Raw genomic sequence first — 17,263 nt, forward strand, 5'->3', positions numbered from 1 at the left:
CGGTGAAATCGGCGATCACCCCGTCCTTCATCGGCCGGATGGCGGTGATGTTGCCCGGGGTGCGGCCGAGCATCTGCTTGGCCGCCAGCCCCACTTGCTGGATGACTTTCTTGCCGTTGGGCCCGCCTTCCTGGCGGATCGCCACCACGGAGGGTTCGTTGAGCACGATGCCCTTGCCGCGAACCCAGATCAGGGTATTGGCCGTGCCGAGGTCGATGGCGAGGTCATTGGAAAAGTAGGAGCTTAGGAAACCGAACATGGATTTTCTTCCGCGGCCGGGCTGCGCCCGATAAATGAATTATGATACCCTAACGAGCTTTGTTAATTGAAGCACTTAAGCGACCCCCATGGGCCTTTCCCTGGATGATGTCCGGCGTATCGCCTACCTCGCTCGCATCGCCATCACCGAGGAGGAAGCGCAGACGGTGCTGCAACAGCTTACCGGAATTTTCGCCCTGATCGAGAAAATGCAGGCGGTGGATACCCGGGACATCGAGCCCATGGCCCACGCCCAGGACGTGGTGCTGAGGCTGCGGCCCGACGAGGTGACCGAGACCGACCAGCGGGAGCTGTTCCAATCGATCGCTCCACGGGTGGAAGCGGGCTTATACCTGGTGCCCAAGGTCATCGAGTGAGCGCCCGCTCGCGGCCGAAACGTCCGAAACCCGCCCAAGTCTCGTGGATCTGTTGAATTCCAGCCTCAGAGCCCTCGCCTCCGCGCTGGCGCAGCGCCAGGTCTCCAGCGTGGAGCTCACCCGGGCGTATCTCGCCCGCATCGAGCGGCTCAACCCGCGCCTGAACGCCTTCGTCACCGTGGATCCGGAGGCGAGCCTGGCCCAAGCCCGGGCGGCCGACCAGCGTCTTGCCCGAAGCGAGGCCGGACCCCTCACCGGGATTCCGGTGGCCCACAAAGACATCTTCTGCGCCAAGGGGTGGCGCACCACCTGCGGCTCCAAGATGCTTGCCAACTTCGTCGCTCCCTATGATGCCCACGTGGTGGAGCGGTTGAACGCCGCCGGCATGGTGAGCTTGGGCAAGACCAACATGGATGAGTTCGCCATGGGCTCGTCCAACGAGACCTCTCACTTCGGTCCGGTGCGTAATCCCTGGGCCTTGGACCGGGTCCCGGGCGGCAGCTCCGGAGGCTCGGCCTGCGCCGTGGCGGCCCGGCTCGCGCCGGCCGCCACCGGCACCGACACCGGAGGCTCCATCCGGCAGCCGGCGGCCCTGTGCGGGATCTCGGGCCTGAAGCCCACCTACGGTCTCGTGTCCCGTTACGGAATGATCGCCTTCGCCTCGAGCCTCGATCAGGGCGGGCCCATGGCCCGGTCGGCCGAGGATCTGGCTCTCCTGCTCAACGCCATGGCGGGCTTCGACCCCCGGGACTCCACCAGCCTGGAGCGGGAGCCCGAAGACTACACCCGCCATCTGGACAACCCCCTCGAGGGCGTGCGCCTGGGGCTGCCGCGGGAATATTTCGCGGAAGGGGTGGCGCCGGAGGTGGCCCGGACGGTGGAGCAGGCAGTAGCGGTGTTCCGCGAGCTCGGCTGCGAGACCGTGGAGGTTTCTCTTCCCAACATGGAGCTTTCGGTGCCCGTGTACTACGTCTTGGCGCCGGCGGAGGCCTCGAGCAATCTCGCCCGCTACGATGGCGTGCGCTACGGTTACCGCACGCCGCAGTACCGAGACCTGCTGGACATGTACATGAAGACCCGGGCGGAGGGCTTCGGCGCCGAGGTCAAACGCCGTATCCTGATCGGGACCTATGTGCTGTCCCATGGCTACTATGACGCCTATTACCTCCAGGCGCAGAAGCTGCGGCGGCTGATCGCCCAGGATTTCAGGCGGGCCTTCGAGCGCTGCGATCTGCTGTTGGGACCCACTTCCCCCACTACGGCATTTCCCTTAGGAAGCCGCCTGAGCGACCCGGTACAAATGTATCTATCCGACATCTTCACTATTGCCGTGAACCTGGCCGGGTTGCCGGGGCTGTCCATCCCTGCCGGTTTCGACGCCGAGGGGCTACCCGTGGGATTGCAGATCATTGGCAACTACTTCGCCGAAGCTCGCATGCTCAACGCGGCCCACCAGTATCAGAGGCTCACCGACTGGCATCAGCGTGTGCCGCCGGGCATAGAGGAAGGATGAAGGCCCAAGTCACAAGGAGCCGTAGGGCCCGCGGCTTTCGCCACCAGGTCGGCGGGTGGCGGCAGGCTCTTCGAGTCACGGAGGCTCACGCCGACGGTCAGCGCGGGTGCTTGTCCGCAGAGGCCTTCGCCTTCGGAGGGGCGATCCTCGCCGAGCGCCGTCGGGGAGGCTGCGGCCAAGGCCGGCGGGAGACGAGAGGGAAAAGATGAGCACGTCGCGGGAAGGCTGGGAGGTGGTGATCGGGCTGGAGGTGCACGCCCAGCTCTCCACCCGGGCCAAGATTTTCTCGGGAGCTTCTACTGCCTTCGGCGCCGCCCCCAACACCCAGGCCTGTGCCGTGGACATCGCCCTGCCCGGGGTGTTGCCGGTATTGAACCGCGGCGCCGTGGAGCGGGCCATCAAGTTCGGCTTGGCGGTGAACGGCAGAATCAACCGCCGCTCGGTGTTCGCCCGCAAGAACTACTTCTATCCCGACCTGCCCAAAGGCTACCAGATCAGCCAGTATGAGCTGCCCATCATCGTGGGCGGCGTCGTTCCCATCCAGGTGGAGGGTGGGGAGAAGTGGGTGCGGCTGACCCGTGCCCATCTGGAGGAGGATGCCGGTAAATCCCTCCACGAGGATTTCCACGGCATGACCGGCATCGATCTCAACCGGGCCGGCACGCCGCTGCTGGAGATCGTTTCCGAACCGGACATGGGCTCTACGGCGGAAGCCGTGGCCTATGCCAAGGCGCTCCACGCCCTGGTACGCTGGATCGGCATCTGCGACGGCAACATGCAGGAGGGGTCGTTTCGCTGCGACGCCAATGTCTCGGTGCGACGCGCGGGGGAGAGGCGGCTCGGCACCCGCTGCGAGATCAAGAACCTCAACTCCTTCCGCTTCCTGGAACGGGCCATCGACTATGAGGTGCAGCGACAGATCGAGATCCTGGAGGACGGGGGACGGGTCGTACAGGAGACGCGGCTGTTCGATCCGGAGCGGGGCGAGACCCGCTCCATGCGCACTAAGGAGGAGGCCCACGACTACCGTTATTTTCCCGACCCCGATCTCCTACCCCTGGAGGTGAGCGAGGAATGGATCGAGGAGGTGCGGGCGACGCTCCCCGAGCTGCCCCAGGAGAAGCGCAGCCGCTACCAGCGGCAATACGGGCTGTCGGCCTATGACGCGGGGGTGCTCACCTCCAGCAAGGAGATGGCGGACTATTTCGAGGCTTTGGTGGCCCGGCTTCCCGGGGAGCCCAAGCTGTGCGCCAATTGGGTCATGGGAGAGCTCTCCGGCTGGCTCAACCGGCAGGGGCTGGAGATAGACGCGAGCCCCATTTCCCCCGTGCAACTGGCGGGCCTGCTTGGCCGTGTCGTGGACGGGACCATCTCCGGCAAGATCGCCAAAGAGGTGTTCGACGCCCTGGCGCGGGGGGAAGCCCAGGGGGAAGATGCGGCCGACCGGATCATCGAGGCCCGCGGGCTCAAGCAGATCTCCGACGCCGCGGCGCTGGAGGCCATCGTGGACCGGATCCTCGCCGCCAATGCCCAGCAAGTGGCGTACTACCGGGCCGGGAAAGAGAAGCTGTTTGCCTACTTCGTGGGTCAGGCAATGCGAGCCACCCAGGGCAAGGCCAATCCGACGCAGCTCAACGAGATTCTCAAGCGCAAGCTCGCCGGCCCCTGACTGCCACCCGCTTGGGCACGGCGGCTCAGGGGCCCTTCAGGGCCCGATAGCGCGCCTTGTCCGCTTCGAAGCGGGCTCGAATGGCCTCTCTCTCTTCCTCCTTGCTGGCCACTTGGGCCTGGAGGGCGGCGAGTTCCCGCTCCGCGTGGGCGAGCTCCTCCCCGAGCCACTCGGGCAAGGGCTTGCCCTGACCGGTGAACCGGGCCGCGTCGGCCTTGAGCCTGGCGGCTTTTTCAGCGGCGCTTTTCTCCCGCGCCTTGAGGCTCGCCAGGGCAAGCTCCGCCTGCTGCAGGTTGCGGTCCCGAGCGAGATCGATTTCCTTCTCGTTCGCGTAAGTGGCAAGCAGGGCCCGGTCCCGGCGTGCTTGCTCGGTCGCCTCCCGCGCCTCCTCCGGGCGCACTTTCGGCTCTTCCCGCTTGACCGGCTTGCCTCCCGGGACCTGCCCCGCTTCGTACTCCCGTACCACGATGCCGCGCTTGTTCATCTCCTGAGTGCCCTGCTGCACGCAGTCCGGGGTGAGCTTGTCGGTGTAATAGACCCGACCCTGGGGGTCGGTGCACTTGTACATCCTGGCGCCGGCCAGGCAGGGGAAGACGGCGGCGCCGAGGGCTGCGAGGCCGCACAGCCAGAGGAGGCTGTGCCGTCCCATGGCCGACGTTGCCGTTGGGCGTCCGGTAGGTCTCAATCGGTCAGGCATCGGCGGACCCCTGTGGACCGTTGCACGTCCGGGCGGGGCACGGGTTCCTTCAAGGACGCGCGCCGTACCTTTCCCGGTAGCGGCGGATTTCATGCAAATGTCGTGCCAGTGACTCTTGGGTTTCCAGGTGGGCGATCATGTCATCCAGCGTGGCGATGCTGATCACCGGGATGCCGTAGGCTTGCCGTACTTCCTCCGCGGCGGACAGGGACCCGAGGCCCCGTTCCATCCGGTCCAGGGCGATCACCACGCCGCAGGGGGCCGCACCGGCGGTGCGGATCAGTTCCACCGCCCCCCGCACCGAGGTGCCGGCGGAGATCACGTCGTCCACGATCAGCACCCGGCCCCGAAGGGGGGCGCCGATGGTGGCGCCCCCCTCCCCGTGGTCTTTGGGCTCCTTGCGGTCGAAGCAGAAAGGGCAGTTCAAACCCTGTCCGGCCAGGGCCACGGCAGTGGCGGTGACCAGGGGGATGCCCTTGTAGGCGGGCCCGAACAGCATGTCGAAGGCGATGCCGCTCGCTCGGATGGCTTTCGCGTAAAATTGCGCGAGCGCCCCGAGGGAAGCGCCGTCGTCGAACAACCCCGCATTGAAGAAATAGGGGGACACGCGCCCGGCCTTGGTCCGAAACTCACCGAAGCGTAGCGCGCCCCGGGCGATGGCGAATTCGACGAACTGTCGGCGGAAATCGGTCATGACGAAGGCGCCGGGTGGTGGCCAAGGGCGGGCGGAAGGAACGAGCAGGGCACGGGACGGCGCTTTGAGCAGGCAGCCCACAATTTAAGGGGCTCGGCGCTTTTTTTCCAGTATCGGCGTGCTGCGGATCATCACCCTCAACCTGAACGGCATCCGCTCGGCGGCGGCCAAGGGATTCTTCGAGTGGCTGCCCGGCCAGCGGGCCCAGGTGGCCTGCGTGCAGGAGTTGAAGGCCTTGGCAGACGACCTTACCCCAGAGATGGTACGGCCGGACCGGATGCAGGGCTACTTCCACTTCTCCCAGCGGCGGGGCTATAGCGGCGTCGGCTTGTACTGCAAGCATCCGCCCGAACGCGTGGTGGAGGGCCTGGGCATTGCTGACATCGACGCGGAAGGCCGCTACTTGGAGGCCCGCTACGGCGGGCTTTCCGTCGTGTCCCTGTACGTGCCCTCGGGCTCGGCCGGGCCGGAGCGACAGGCGGCCAAGTTCAGCTTCATGGAGCGCTTTTTTCCCGTGCTCGCCCAGCTGGCCCAAAGCGGGCGCGAGTACATCATTTGCGGTGACATCAACATCGCCCACAAAGAGATCGACCTCAAGAACTGGCGCTCCAACCAGAAAAACTCGGGCTTCCTGCCGGAGGAACGCGCCTGGTTGAGCCGGGTCTTTGACGAGCTGGGATGGGTGGACGTCTATCGCCGGCTCCACCCGGATGCGACCGAGGAAGCCTACACCTGGTGGTCCAACCGGGGGCGGGCGTGGGAGAAAAACGTGGGGTGGCGCATCGATTACCAGATCGCCACGCCGAAAGTGGCCGAGCTCGCCCGGCGGGCCTTCGTGTACAAGGAGCAGCGCTTCTCCGACCACGCGCCCCTGGTGATCGACTACGATCTCACCCTTCCCGGCCGCTGATTTAAGGCCTACGCCCCTTTCCCCTTGGCCATCGAGCGCTCATCACACCCCTGGCTTGCGGCCCTGGGCGTGTACCTGGAGCCCCGGGTGGCGCGCATGCTGCTCCTGGGATTCTCCTCGGGGCTACCCTTGCTGCTCACCTTGGGGACCCTTTCCTTCTGGCTGCGGGAAGCGGGGGTGGACCGCACCACCATCGGGTTCCTGAGTTGGGTGGCCCTCGCCTACGGGCTCAAATGGGCCTGGGCGCCCCTGGTGGATCGCCTACACCTCCCCTGGCTCACCCGTCGCCTGGGTCGGCGCCGGGGGTGGCTCTTGGCGTCCCAGCTCGCCGTCGTGGCGGGGCTGATGGGCATGGCCTTCTCCGACCCTGCCACCCACCTGGAGCGGCTGGTAGTCTTCGCCCTGCTCACCGCTTTCGCCTCCGCCACCCAGGACATTGCCATCGATGCCTTCCGTATCGAATCGGCCCCGCCCCAACAGCAGGGTGCCATGGCGGCCGCCTACCAAGCGGGTTACCGGCTGGCCGTGATCCTGGCTTCCGCCGGCGCCCTGTGGATCGCGGCGCGCTTCGACGCGAGCGAGACGACCTACGAAGCGTGGCCCTGGACCATCGCCTATTTGGCCATGGCCGGCTTCATGGCGGTGGGCATGGTCACGGTGCTGTTCTCCGCGGAGCCGCGAGTGACGGTGCCCCGGGAGACGCTAGAGCGGGAGGCCCGAGTGAGCGCGCGCCTCCACGGCAGCGGCCGCCTGCCCAAGGGGCTCGCGGACCTGCTCGCCTGGGGCTACAGCGCGGTGGTGAGCCCGTTCCTGGATTTCCTGCTGCGCTACCGCTGGCAGGCCCTGTTGATTCTCGCCTTGATCGCCACCTACCGCATCTCGGACGTGGTGATGGGAGTGATGGCTAACCCGTTCTACGTGGACATGGGCTACACCAAGGACGAAGTGGCCGCTGTCTCCAAGGTCTACGGGGTCATCATGACCATCGTGGGCGCGGCCATCGGCGGGGTGCTGAGCCTGCGCTTCGGAGTGATGCGCATCCTGTTCCTGGGAGCGCTCCTTTCCGCCGCCACCAATCTCCTGTTCGCCTGGCTCTCTACCCAGGGACACAACCTGCCGGGGCTGGTCTTCGCCGTCTCTGCCGACAACCTGAGCGCCGGGATCGCGAGCGCCGCCTTCGTCGCCTATCTGTCGGGACTGACCAACGTGGCCTACTCTGCCACCCAGTACGCCCTATTCAGCTCCGTGATGCTGCTCCTGCCCAAGTTCCTGGCGGGCTTTTCGGGTCTGGCAGTGGACCGTTTCGGCTACGAAAGCTTCTTCGTCGCAACTGCCCTGATCGGCCTGCCGGTCCTACTCCTCGTCTGGCTTGCCGCCCGCAGCGAGCGGCAGCGGGCGGCCTTCGCCCCTCTGCCGCCTCAGTCGAAGGTGCGCTGAAACTGCAGATCGAAGCGGCGCGGCTCGCCCTGGGGCTGGATCTGCAGGCTGAAGCGCAGGGTCTCGGGCCGGGACAGGCGGTACTGGCCGATATAGTAGATGGCCCCCCCTTCCCGCACTTCCTTAAGCTCCAGGGGGGTGAGCCGGGCCGTCAGGGTCACGGCGGTCGCCTTGACCTCGGCAGCCACCGGCTGGAGCGCTCCACTGGCGTCGCGCTTGAGCACTGCTACGGTGAGCATGCCGACGTTGCGGCTGCGGCTGAGGCCGTAGGCCCGGGCCACGTCCGGTGCCAGGTCCTCGGTGGCGAGCGCATTGTAATGGATCTCGTAGTCGCCGAATTTCTTGGACAGCTCGGCGGCCGCCCCGAAGGGCAGCAGGGCCGCCAACAGCCCGAAAACGAATGTCCATCTTTTCATGACGAGCTCCCCTTTGTGATGGCTGCAGCCAAAAACACTCTCTCGCTCACCCATGCCCAAGGCTACCCCTGGGATCATGGAAGCTCACCATTTTGGTGGGCGCCGCTCGGGGAAAGCAAGACGAGCACGCCTCTTTTGCGTTCCCGTTGCCGGCGCCTCGGGTCGGTGCGGGGTACCATGGCGCAGGCCGTGGAAGGCGCCTACCGGAGTTGCTCGACCCGGTAGACCGCGATGGAGCCGAGCAGGTTGGGGAACCAGGTCACCGTGGACCCATTGCCGAGCACCATGCGCTCCAGGATCCGCACCCCGTGCTGCTCGCAGAACCATTCGAAATCCTTGAGGGTGCACAGGTGCACGTTGGGCGTGTTGAACCACTGGTAAGGCAGGCTCTTGGACACGGGCATACGCCCCATCAACACCTGCAGCCGGTGGCGCCAATAACCGAAGTTGGGAAACGACACGATGGCCTCGCGCCCCACCCGCAGCATCTCGCGCACGATATGCTCGGTATGGCGCATGGCCTGAAGGGTCTGGGACAGGATCACGTAGTCGAAGGAGCCGGACTCGAAGCCCGAAAGCCCAGACTCCAGATCTGCCTGGATCACGTTGACGCGGTTCCTCACGCAGGCGAGCACGCCTTCGTCGTTGATCTCCACGCCATAGCCGTGAGCGCTGCGGGTCTCCCGTAGGTAGCGCAGCAGCGAGCCGTCCCCGCAACCCAGGTCCAAGACCTGGGCGCCGGGCTTGATCCAGCGGGCGATCGCCTGGAAGTCCGGCCGCGCCGCGGCGAGCTGGACGACAGCGGGATCGAGGGTGGCGGGCAGCGCGGACTCCTTCATGGGCCGCCCCCCAGGTCGATGTTTTCCATGTACGCCCGCATGAGCGCATGGTAGTGGGGGTCCTCCATGAGGAAAGAGTCATGGCCATGGGCCGAGCGGATCTCGGCGTAGGTCACGTCCAGCTTGTTGTCCAGGAGGGCCTTGACGATGTCTCGGGAGCGGCCCGGGGCGAAGCGCCAATCGGAACTGAAAGAGATCACCAGGAAGGCGGCCCGTGCCGGCCGGAACGCCGCGGAAAGATCTCCACCGTAGGGGTAGGCAGGGTCGAAGTAGTCGAGGGCCTTGGTCATCAGCAGGTAGGTGTTGGCGTCGAAGTGGCTGGCGAACTTGTCACCCTGGTAGCGCAGGTAGGACTCGATCTCGAACTCGACATCCCAGCCGAAGGTATAATCGCCGGCGCGCAGCTCGCGGCCGAATTTCTCCGCCATGGAGTCGTCGGAGAGGTAGGTGATATGCCCCAGCATGCGGGCAAGCCGCAGGCCCCAGCGCGGCACTACTCCGTGGGAATAGAAGTCCCCGTTGTGGAAGTCCGGGTCGGTGAGGATCGCCTGGCGCGCCACGTCGTTGAAGGCGATGTTCTGGGCGGTGAGCTTGGGCGCCGCAGCGATGGCGATGGCATGGCGCACCCGCGTCGGAAAATCGATGGCCCATTGCAACGCCTGCATGCCTCCGAGGCTTCCTCCCACCACTGCGGCCCACTGCTCGATGCCCAGGTAGTCCGCGAACCGGGCCTGGGAGGCCACCCAATCCTCCACGGTGACGATGGGAAAGGAGGCGCCGTAGGGCTTGCCTGTCTCCGGATTGATGCTGGCCGGCCCGGTGGAGCCATGGCAGCCGCCCAGGTTGTTGACTCCCACGACGAAGAAGCGGCGGGTGTCGATGGGCTTGCCCGGCCCCACCATGTTTTCCCACCAGCCGGCGCTGCGGCGGTCCTCGGAGTAATAGCCGGCCACGTGGTGGCTGCCGGAAAGGGCATGGCATACCAGCACCGCGTTGGAGCGGGCGGCGTTGAGCACCCCGTAGGTCTCATAGGCGAGTTCGTAGCCCGGCAGCGTGCGCCCGCACTTGAGGGTGAGCGGCTCTTCGAAGCGGGCCTTTTGCGGCGTGACCAGGCCGACCGAAGTGGGATCGAACATGGGCGACGATCGCTCGTGCGAGGGGCGATTATAGCGTCATTCGGCGCCTGCTCAGCCCGGCCGTTTCGGCTTGTCTAGGCATTCAGCCGCTCGAGCAGGGTGAGCAGCCGCTCGTGGCTTTCGGCCTTGAGCATCTTCCGCGCGAGCCCGGCGATCTGGGAGAGATCGGTGCGCAGCACCTGCTGCTTGACCATGAGGATGTTGGACGGATGCATGGAGAATTCTCGTAGCCCAAAGCCTAAGAGCAGACGGGTGAGCGTCACGTCTCCGGCCATCTCGCCACACACCGCCACGGGCACCCTTGCCCGGGTTGCGGTGCCGATCACCCGGGCCACCAGGTGCAGCACCGCCGGGTGCAGGGGATCGTAGAGGTGGGCCACGGCCTCATCGGTGCGGTCGATGGCCAAGGTGTACTGGATCAGGTCGTTGGTGCCGATGGACAGGAACTGAAGCCGGCGCAGGAACGCCTCCAGCATGAGGGCGGCGGCCGGCACTTCGATCATGCCGCCTACCGGCACGTGGGGATCGAACTTCATCCGCTCGTCAGCCAGCGCCTGCTTGGCCTGTTCGATCATGGCGAGGGCTTGGGTCAACTCGGAAAGGCTCGAGAGCATGGGCAGCAGGATGCGCACCCGCCCGTAATGGGAAGCCCGCAGGATCGCCCGCAGCTGGGTGCGGAACATGTGGGGTTCGGCGAGGCACAGCCGGATGGCCCGCAGGCCCAGGGCAGGATTGGTGCTGAAGCGCTGGGCCCCGTTCAGGTGCTTGTCCGCCCCCAGGTCCAGGGTGCGGATCGTGACCGGCAGCCCCTTCATCTGGCGCACCACCCGGCGGTAGGCCTCGAACTGCTCGTCCTCGCTGGGCAAGTCGTTGCGGTTCAAGAACAGGAACTCGCTGCGAAACAGTCCGATGCCGCTCGCCCCGCTCTCTTTGACCTGCTCCACGTCCTCGGGCAGCTCGATGTTGGCCTGGAGCTCCACCGGCACTCCGTCCAGGGTGACCGCCTTGGCGCTTTTGAGTCGCTTGAGCTTTTGCCGCTCCAGCTCCCATAGGTGGCGCCGCAGCTCGTACTCGGCCAGGATGTTCCGGTCCGGGTTCACCACCACCACCCCGGCGCCACCGTCCACGATCACCAGGTCGTCTTCCCGGATGAGCTGGCGCGCATGGCGCAGGGCCACGATAGAGGGAATCCCCAGGCTGCGCGCGACGATGGCGGTATGGGAGGTCGCGCCGCCCAGGTCGGTGACAAAGGCGGCGAACTGGTGGTGCTTGTAGATCATCACGTCCGCGGGAGAGAGGTCCCGCGCCACGAGGATCACGGGCTCGCCGGCGGCAGGCGGTGTGGGCGCCGAAGGTGCTTGGCCCAGCAGCGCCTTCATGATGCGCTCCACCACTTGCACCACGTCGTTCTTGCGCTCCCGCAGGTACGCGTTTTCCATCTCGTCGAATTGGGCGACGAGGGCGTCCATCTGCATGCGTAGGGCCCACTCGGCGTTGCATTGCTCGGCGCGGATGCGCTGGATCGGTGCCCGGGACAGGATCTCGTCCTCCAGGATCATGAGATGGACGTTGAGGAACGCTTCCAGCTCCGCCGGGGCATTGGGCGGCAGGCTTTCCCGCTGGGCGATGATCTCGTTGCGGGCCGCCTTCACCGCCGCCTTGAAGCGGGCCACCTCCTCGGGGATGCGGGACTCGGGCAGCGTGTAATGGGCCACCTCCAGGCTGGCCTGGGAGGCGAGATGGGCGCGCCCGATGGCGATGCCGGGGGAGGCAGCCGTACCGTGCAGGGTAAAGCTCATAACAGAAGGGTCCGGTTGGGGCGGCAGGCTATTCCCCCTCGCCAAAATAGTCGCCGATCAAGGCGACCAGGGCTTGCATCGCTTCTTCCTCGTCGGGACCCTCGGTCTCGATCACGATATGGGAGCCTTTTCCCGCCGCCAGCATCATGACTCCCATGATGCTCTTGGCGTTGACCCGCCGCCCGTCTCGGGAGAGCCAGACGTCGCTCCGGTACTGGGAAGCGAGCTGGCTGAGCTTGGCGGAGGCCCGGGCGTGGAGGCCCAGCTTATTGATGATCTCAACGTCCCGTCGCAACATTGCGCTGGGCGTCGCTCGCCGGGAGATGCATGACGCCTTCGATGCCGCCGGAAACCGCCTTGGCGACCACGGTGGCAAGCGGCTCGTTGCGATAGGTGAGGGCGCGGATCAGCATGGGCAGGCTCACCCCGGCGACTACCTCCACGCGCCCGGGCACCCGCAGGCGGCAGGCGATGTTGCACGGCGTTCCGCCACAGATGTCCGAGAGCACCAACACCCCCTCGCCCTGGTCCAGCTGCTTCACCAGCTTGAGCGCCTGGGGCAGGATCGCCTCCGGGTCGTCGTGGACCGTCACCCCGAGCTGCATGAGCTGGAGCGGGCGGCTGCCCATCACGTGGCTCGCACAGTGGATCAGACTCTCGCCCAAAGTGCCGTGGGCGACGATCAGGATGCCTACCATGGGTGATCCCCCCAAGTTCAACGAAATGATTTTACTGCAAAGCCACTGGCCCGGGCGGCGTGGCCACCCTCTAGGGCGCCCGCTCCAACAGGCTTAAGCGCGGCGCGAGCTCCGGCGTGATGTGCAGCCCACCTTGGGCGTCGATCAACAGGGCCGCCGGGGTGCCCATGGCCCGGGCCGAGGCGGGAAATCCCTGGGGGCCGGCCAGGAACACGGGCTTGGACGCTGCGTCCGACAAGGTTCCGGCCTCGGGGCCGGGGGGAGCCAGCACCGTCGCCGATTGGGCGCTTTGCCCGGGCGCACCGGTGCGCGGGTCGATGAGATGGCAGTAGCGCCGGCCATCCAGCTCGAAATATCGCTGGTAGTCGCCAGAGGTGCCGATCGCCTCTCCGTCCCGAAGATCAAGCACAGCGATCGGGCCGGGCTTACGCGGGTGCTGGATGCCGACGCGCCAGGGCCGATCTCCTCGTCGGCCCAAGGCGAGGACGTTACCACCCACGTTGATGAGGGCATTGGCGACCCCCTGCCGGCGCAACAGCTGGGCGGCATGATCCAGGGCCTTGCCCTTGAGATAGCCCCCGAAATCGAGCTGCACCGCCGGGTTGCGGCTCGCGGCGCTGCCTTCCGCCAGGACGATGTCTTCCATGGCGGGGCGCTGAGCCACGAGCCGGGCCACGGCCTCGGCCTCGGGCAGGCGTGGTTCGAACACCTCCCCGTGGAAGCCCCATAGGGCCACCAGGCGCCCGATGGCCGGATTGAACAGCCCACCGGAGCGGCGGGACAGCTCGGTGGCTTCCCGGATGAAACTCGCGAGCTCCTCGTCTACGGGCACAGGCCGGGGACCGGCGGCAAAGGCGGCGTTGAGGGCCGTCAACCGGCTCGGTTGCCAGGCGTGGTACTGCTCGTGCAGGCGCTGGAACTCCCGGAACACCTCCCGGACGAGGGCTCGGGCGCGAGGCTCGGGTTCCCCGTACAAGGTCACTTCCACCAGGGTGCCGAAGACGTAGGCCTGCTCCTGGTAAACGGGCTCCCGCCCGCAGCCCCAGAGGACGAGGGCAAGCAGCAGCAAGGGCCAAGACCGCGGGGGTCGCAAGCGCTGTAGGGAAAGGGGCAATCGAGTCAAACGCCGGACGCAAGCTCAAGCCCTGACCCCGCGCACTTTCCCGTGACAGTGGGTCATGGGACATCGGGGGGGCGCTCGGCCCGGCCTTGCCGCAGGGCGGCTCCCCGCTCCAGGGCGTCGATCATCATACCGGCCACGTTGAAGCCCGTCTGCTGGGCGATTTCCACCATGCAGGTGGGGCTGGTGACGTTCACTTCGGTGAGATAATCGCCGATCACGTCCAGGCCCACCAGCAGAAGCCCATGGGCCTTGAGGGTGGGGCCGAGGCTTTGCGCGATTTCCCGGTCCCGGGCCGAGAGGGGCTGGGCCACGCCTTTGCCTCCAGCGGCCAGGTTGCCCCGGGTCTCCCCCGGCTTGGGGATGCGGGCGAGGCAGTAGGGCACCGGCTCTCCGTCGATCACCAGCACCCGCTTGTCTCCCTTGACGATGTCGGGCAGATAACGCTGAGCCATGACCGAACGGGCACCGTGGCGGGTCAGGGTTTCCACGATCACGTTGAAGTTGGGATCATCCCGACGCACCCGGAAGACTTCGGCGCCGCCCATACCGTCCAAGGGCTTTAAGATCACGTCTCCGTGCTCTTCCAAAAAGGCGCGGATCAGGTCGTGCCGGCGGGTCACCAGGCTGGGGGGAATGAACTGGGGAAAGCGCGCGCAGGCCAGCTTTTCGTTGAAGTCCCGCAGCGCCCGCGGTCGGTTCACCACCCAGGCACCCGCCGCCTCGGCCAACTCCAGCAGATAGGTGGAGAAGACGTACTCCATGTCGAAGGGCGGATCCTTGCGCATGAGCACCGCGTCGAAGCGCGCAAGAGGCGTGGCGACGGCCGCGCCGGTCCGATACCAGTCGTGGAGGTCGCCCGTCAGGGAGAGGGACCGGGCATAACCCACCACGTCGCCGTTGCGCCAGGCGAGATCGCTTTGCTCCATGCACCAGAGGCGATGACCCCGGGCCGCCGCTTCCCGCATCATGGCGTAAGAGGAGTCCTTGTAGGTTTTGAGGCTGTCCAGGGGGTCGAGGATGAACAGCAGGTCCATGGGCCTTGAGCCGAAGCCCCCTCAGGCGAGGCGCGCGGCGAGCTGAGGCTCGGAGAGGTATTGCTCCAGCTCGAGCGCCGCCGCCACCAGGGCGAGCCGCGCCACCACGCTGTATGCATAGAATCGGTTGGGCGGGCAGTCGGGGCTGCCGGTGAAGTCGGGGGTGATGCACGAGGTTTCGAAAGCGAGAGGCACGAAGTGCATACCGGGTGCGTTCAGGTTCTCGTCCTTGCCCCGGGCTGTGTGCACCCGGTAGAAGCCGCCCACCACGAAGTGGTCGATCATGTAGATCACCGGTTCGGCCACCGCGTCGTCGATGCTCTCATAGGTGTACACGCCCTCCTGGACCAGCACCTCGTGGACTTCCAGCCCCTCCTTGACCACTGCCATTTTCTTGCGCTGGTTGCGGTTGAGCTCCCGCACCTCGGAGGCGTCCCGCACCATCATGACGCCCATGCCGTAAGTGCCGGCGTCGGCCTTCACCACGGCGAAAGGCGCTTCCTGGATACCATACTCCCGGTACTTCGCGCCCACGTCCTTGAGGATCTCGTCCACGTAGGCCGCGAGGCACTCCTCGCCGCGCTTTTCCTTGAAGTTGATCTGGCCGCAGGTGGCAAAGTAAGGGTTGATCAGCCAGGGGTCGATGCCGATCAGCTCGGCAAACTCCTTGGCCACTTGCTCGTAGGCGGTGAAGTGGCGCGATTTACGCCGCGTGCTCCAGCCAGCGACAAGGGGCGGGATCACCGGCTGCTCCAGCCCTTTCAGGAGCTGCGGCACCCCTGCCGAGAGATCGTTGTTGAGCAGCACGACGCACGGGTCGAAGCCCTCGAGCTGAAGGCGCTTTCCCTTGCGCTTGAGGGGCTCCAGCGTGATGACCTGCCCGTCGGGCAAGGGAATCGTCTTGGGGGCGGTCACCTCCGGCAGCAGGCTTCCCACCCGCACGTTGAGCCCCGCGAGCCGCAGGATGTTGGTGAGGGCAGCCACGTTTTGCAGGTAATGGACGTTGCGGGTGTGGTTTTCGGGGATCAGCAGTACGCCCCGCGCGTCGGGGCAGATCTTCTCCACCGCCGCCATGGCCGCCTGCACGCACAGGGGCAGGAAGTCGGGGTTCAGGTTGTTGAATCCGCCGGGAAAGAGATTGGTGTCCACCGGCGCCAGCTTAAAGCCGCTGTTGCGCAGGTCCACCGAAGCGTAGAACGGAGAGGCGTGCTCCTGCCACTGGCTCCGCAGCCAGTGCTCGATGGCGGGCATGGCATCCAGGATCGCGCGCTCGAGATCCAGGAGGGGGCCGGACTGGGCCGTGGTCAGGCGGGGAACGTTCATGGGGAGCTTCCCGAAAAGCGGCATTTTACTACCGGAACCGGCCGGGGCCAGCCCGACGCCACGACGCTCCACAAAAAAAACGGGCGCTCGCAGGCGCCCGACGAGGCCGACTTCAGGGAATGGATAGGCTTTAGTTGTAGGCTTTCTCGCCGTGGGAGACGACGTCGAGACCCTCTCGCTCCTCCTCCTCGGTGACCCGCAGCCCGAGGACGGCATCGATCACCTTGTAGAGGACGAAGCTCAGAACGCCGGTCCACACGAGGGTGGTCAGGGTCGCGATGACCTGGTTCAACACCTGTCCGCCCATGGTCACGCCCTCAGCGTAGCCCACGCCGCCTAGGCCGGAAGACATGAACACGCCGGTCAGGATAGCCCCGACCATGCCGCCCACGCCGTGGACGCCGAAGACGTCCAGGGAATCGTCGTAGCCGAGGGCGTGTTTGAGGCTAGTGACCGCCCAGAAGCAGACGATCCCGGCCACCGCCCCGATGACTAGGGCACCCATGGGCCCAACGAAGCCGCACGCCGGGGTGATGGCCACCAGCCCGGCAATGGCGCCGGAGGCAGCGCCCAGCATGCTGGGCTTGCCCTTGGCCAACCACTCCGCGAACATCCAGCCCAGCACCGCGGCGGCGGTGGCGAACTGGGTGTTGGCGAGCACCATGCCGGCGATGCCGTCGGCGGCCAACTGCGAGCCCACGTTGAAGCCGAACCAGCCCACCCACAGCAAGGAGGCTCCCACCATGGTCAGCCCCAGGTTGTGGGGTGGCATGGGTTCGCGCCCGTAGCCCACTCGCTTGCCCAAGACCAGCGCCCCGACCAGCCCGGCGATGCCGGCGTTGACGTGCACCACCGTGCCGCCGGCGAAGTCCTTGGCCCCCAGGTCCGCGAGCCAGCCGCCGCCCCACACCATGTGGGCGATGGGCACGTAGCAGAAGAACAGCCACAGCCCCATGAACCAGAGCACGGCGGAGAATTTGATGCGCTCGGCGAAGGCACCGACGATGAGGGCCGGGGTGATGGCGGCAAAAGTCATCTGGAACGTGGCGAACACATATTCTGGGATCACGCCGCTCAAGGTCTCGGGAGTGATGCCGGCCATGAAAGCTTTGGAGAAACCCCCGATCACTTTGTTCATGACGCCCGCCCCCTCGGTGAAGGCCAGGCTGTAGGCAAAGAGCGCCCACAGCACCGATACCAGGGAGAAGGTGATGAACACCTGCATCAGGATGGAGAGGGCGTTCTTGCCGCGCACCAGACCGCCGTAGAAGAGGGCGAGCCCGGGGATGGTCATCATGATGACCAGCACCGTGGCCGTGATCATCCAGGCGGTGCTACCC

Annotated in this window: 18 protein-coding genes; 5 read left to right on the top strand and 13 right to left on the bottom strand. The window is 66.3% G+C overall.

Translation table 11 applies throughout. The annotated features are described in order from the left end of the window. Positions 1 to 259: rod shape-determining protein (locus tag V7Q81_RS08875; protein WP_333842220.1), on the bottom strand; the 259-nt coding region annotated here is incomplete at its 3' end. An 88-nt stretch (positions 260 to 347) separates the two neighbouring features. Between V7Q81_RS08875 and gatC the strand changes: the two genes are divergently transcribed. From gatC to gatB, 3 genes are all read left to right on the top strand, one after another. After that, positions 348 to 635: an Asp-tRNA(Asn)/Glu-tRNA(Gln) amidotransferase subunit GatC gene (gene gatC, locus V7Q81_RS08880; RefSeq protein WP_333842221.1), complete on the top strand. Its 288-nt coding sequence runs from the start codon at positions 348 to 350 to the stop codon at positions 633 to 635. A gap of 49 nt (positions 636 to 684) precedes the next feature. Continuing rightward, complete coding sequence (gene gatA / locus V7Q81_RS08885) at positions 685 to 2,148, top strand: Asp-tRNA(Asn)/Glu-tRNA(Gln) amidotransferase subunit GatA (RefSeq protein ID WP_333842259.1); 1,464 nt, start codon at positions 685 to 687, stop codon at positions 2,146 to 2,148. 205 nt (positions 2,149 to 2,353) lie between these two features. Further along, positions 2,354 to 3,817 (top strand): Asp-tRNA(Asn)/Glu-tRNA(Gln) amidotransferase subunit GatB, encoded by a 1,464-nt coding sequence (gatB, locus tag V7Q81_RS08890; protein ID WP_333842224.1) that lies wholly within the window; start codon positions 2,354 to 2,356, stop codon positions 3,815 to 3,817. Positions 3,818 to 3,842: 25 nt separating this feature from the next. On the opposite strand, the gene V7Q81_RS08895 is transcribed toward gatB, so the two are convergent. Both V7Q81_RS08895 and pyrE read right to left on the bottom strand, forming a co-directional pair. Then, positions 3,843 to 4,466, bottom strand: a complete 624-nt coding sequence (locus V7Q81_RS08895) for a DUF4124 domain-containing protein (RefSeq protein ID WP_333842227.1) — start codon at positions 4,464 to 4,466, stop codon at positions 3,843 to 3,845. A gap of 97 nt (positions 4,467 to 4,563) precedes the next feature. Then, a complete protein-coding gene (gene pyrE / locus V7Q81_RS08900) occupies positions 4,564 to 5,208 on the bottom strand; it encodes an orotate phosphoribosyltransferase (protein ID WP_333842229.1) in 645 nt (214 codons plus the stop codon). Positions 5,209 to 5,326: 118 nt separating this feature from the next. On the opposite strand from pyrE, the gene V7Q81_RS08905 reads away from it, so the two are divergent. Continuing rightward, the gene (locus tag V7Q81_RS08905) at positions 5,327 to 6,118 is read left to right on the top strand and encodes an exodeoxyribonuclease III (protein WP_333842231.1); all 792 of its coding nucleotides are present in this window, start codon (positions 5,327 to 5,329) and stop codon (positions 6,116 to 6,118) included. A 24-nt stretch (positions 6,119 to 6,142) separates the two neighbouring features. Then, a complete protein-coding gene (locus tag V7Q81_RS08910) occupies positions 6,143 to 7,555 on the top strand; it encodes an AmpG family muropeptide MFS transporter (RefSeq protein ID WP_333842233.1) in 1,413 nt (470 codons plus the stop codon). On the opposite strand, the gene V7Q81_RS08915 is transcribed toward V7Q81_RS08910, so the two are convergent. The 10 genes from V7Q81_RS08915 to V7Q81_RS08960 form a co-directional block, all read right to left on the bottom strand. Beyond that, positions 7,537 to 7,971: a DUF4426 domain-containing protein gene (locus tag V7Q81_RS08915; protein WP_333842235.1), complete on the bottom strand. Its 435-nt coding sequence runs from the start codon at positions 7,969 to 7,971 to the stop codon at positions 7,537 to 7,539. The two genes, V7Q81_RS08910 and V7Q81_RS08915, sit on opposite strands and share 19 nt — an antisense overlap. A 200-nt stretch (positions 7,972 to 8,171) precedes the next feature. Next, positions 8,172 to 8,810 carry a methionine biosynthesis protein MetW gene (metW, locus tag V7Q81_RS08920; protein WP_333842237.1) on the bottom strand — a complete coding sequence of 213 codons (639 nt, stop codon included), beginning with the start codon at positions 8,808 to 8,810 and terminating at the stop codon, positions 8,172 to 8,174. After that, positions 8,807 to 9,946 carry a homoserine O-succinyltransferase MetX gene (gene metX / locus V7Q81_RS08925; protein ID WP_333842240.1) on the bottom strand — a complete coding sequence of 380 codons (1,140 nt, stop codon included), beginning with the start codon at positions 9,944 to 9,946 and terminating at the stop codon, positions 8,807 to 8,809. Before metX ends, metW begins: the two co-directional genes overlap by 4 nt. Before the next feature lie 74 nt (positions 9,947 to 10,020). Continuing rightward, on the bottom strand, positions 10,021 to 11,745 hold the full coding sequence (ptsP, locus tag V7Q81_RS08930) for a phosphoenolpyruvate--protein phosphotransferase (RefSeq protein ID WP_333842243.1): 1,725 nt from the start codon (positions 11,743 to 11,745) through the stop codon (positions 10,021 to 10,023). A gap of 28 nt (positions 11,746 to 11,773) precedes the next feature. Then, positions 11,774 to 12,043, bottom strand: coding sequence for an HPr family phosphocarrier protein (locus tag V7Q81_RS08935; protein ID WP_333842245.1), 270 nt, complete (start codon positions 12,041 to 12,043; stop codon positions 11,774 to 11,776). Continuing rightward, positions 12,024 to 12,443, bottom strand: coding sequence for a PTS sugar transporter subunit IIA (locus V7Q81_RS08940; RefSeq protein ID WP_333842248.1), 420 nt, complete (start codon positions 12,441 to 12,443; stop codon positions 12,024 to 12,026). Before V7Q81_RS08940 ends, V7Q81_RS08935 begins: the two co-directional genes overlap by 20 nt. A gap of 70 nt (positions 12,444 to 12,513) precedes the next feature. Beyond that, positions 12,514 to 13,512 carry an FAD:protein FMN transferase gene (locus V7Q81_RS08945; RefSeq protein WP_333842251.1) on the bottom strand — a complete coding sequence of 333 codons (999 nt, stop codon included), beginning with the start codon at positions 13,510 to 13,512 and terminating at the stop codon, positions 12,514 to 12,516. A 107-nt stretch (positions 13,513 to 13,619) separates the two neighbouring features. Next, complete coding sequence (gene gshB / locus V7Q81_RS08950) at positions 13,620 to 14,600, bottom strand: glutathione synthase (protein WP_333842253.1); 981 nt, start codon at positions 14,598 to 14,600, stop codon at positions 13,620 to 13,622. A gap of 21 nt (positions 14,601 to 14,621) precedes the next feature. Further along, a complete protein-coding gene (gene gshA / locus V7Q81_RS08955) occupies positions 14,622 to 15,923 on the bottom strand; it encodes a glutamate--cysteine ligase (protein ID WP_333842255.1) in 1,302 nt (433 codons plus the stop codon). 130 nt (positions 15,924 to 16,053) lie between these two features. Then, the coding region (locus V7Q81_RS08960; protein ID WP_333842257.1) for an ammonium transporter at positions 16,054 to 17,263 on the bottom strand (1,210 nt) is incomplete at its 5' end.

It is taken from the genome of Pelomicrobium sp., from assembly GCF_036803785.1.
Lineage (GTDB): Bacteria > Pseudomonadota > Gammaproteobacteria > Burkholderiales > UBA6910 > Pelomicrobium.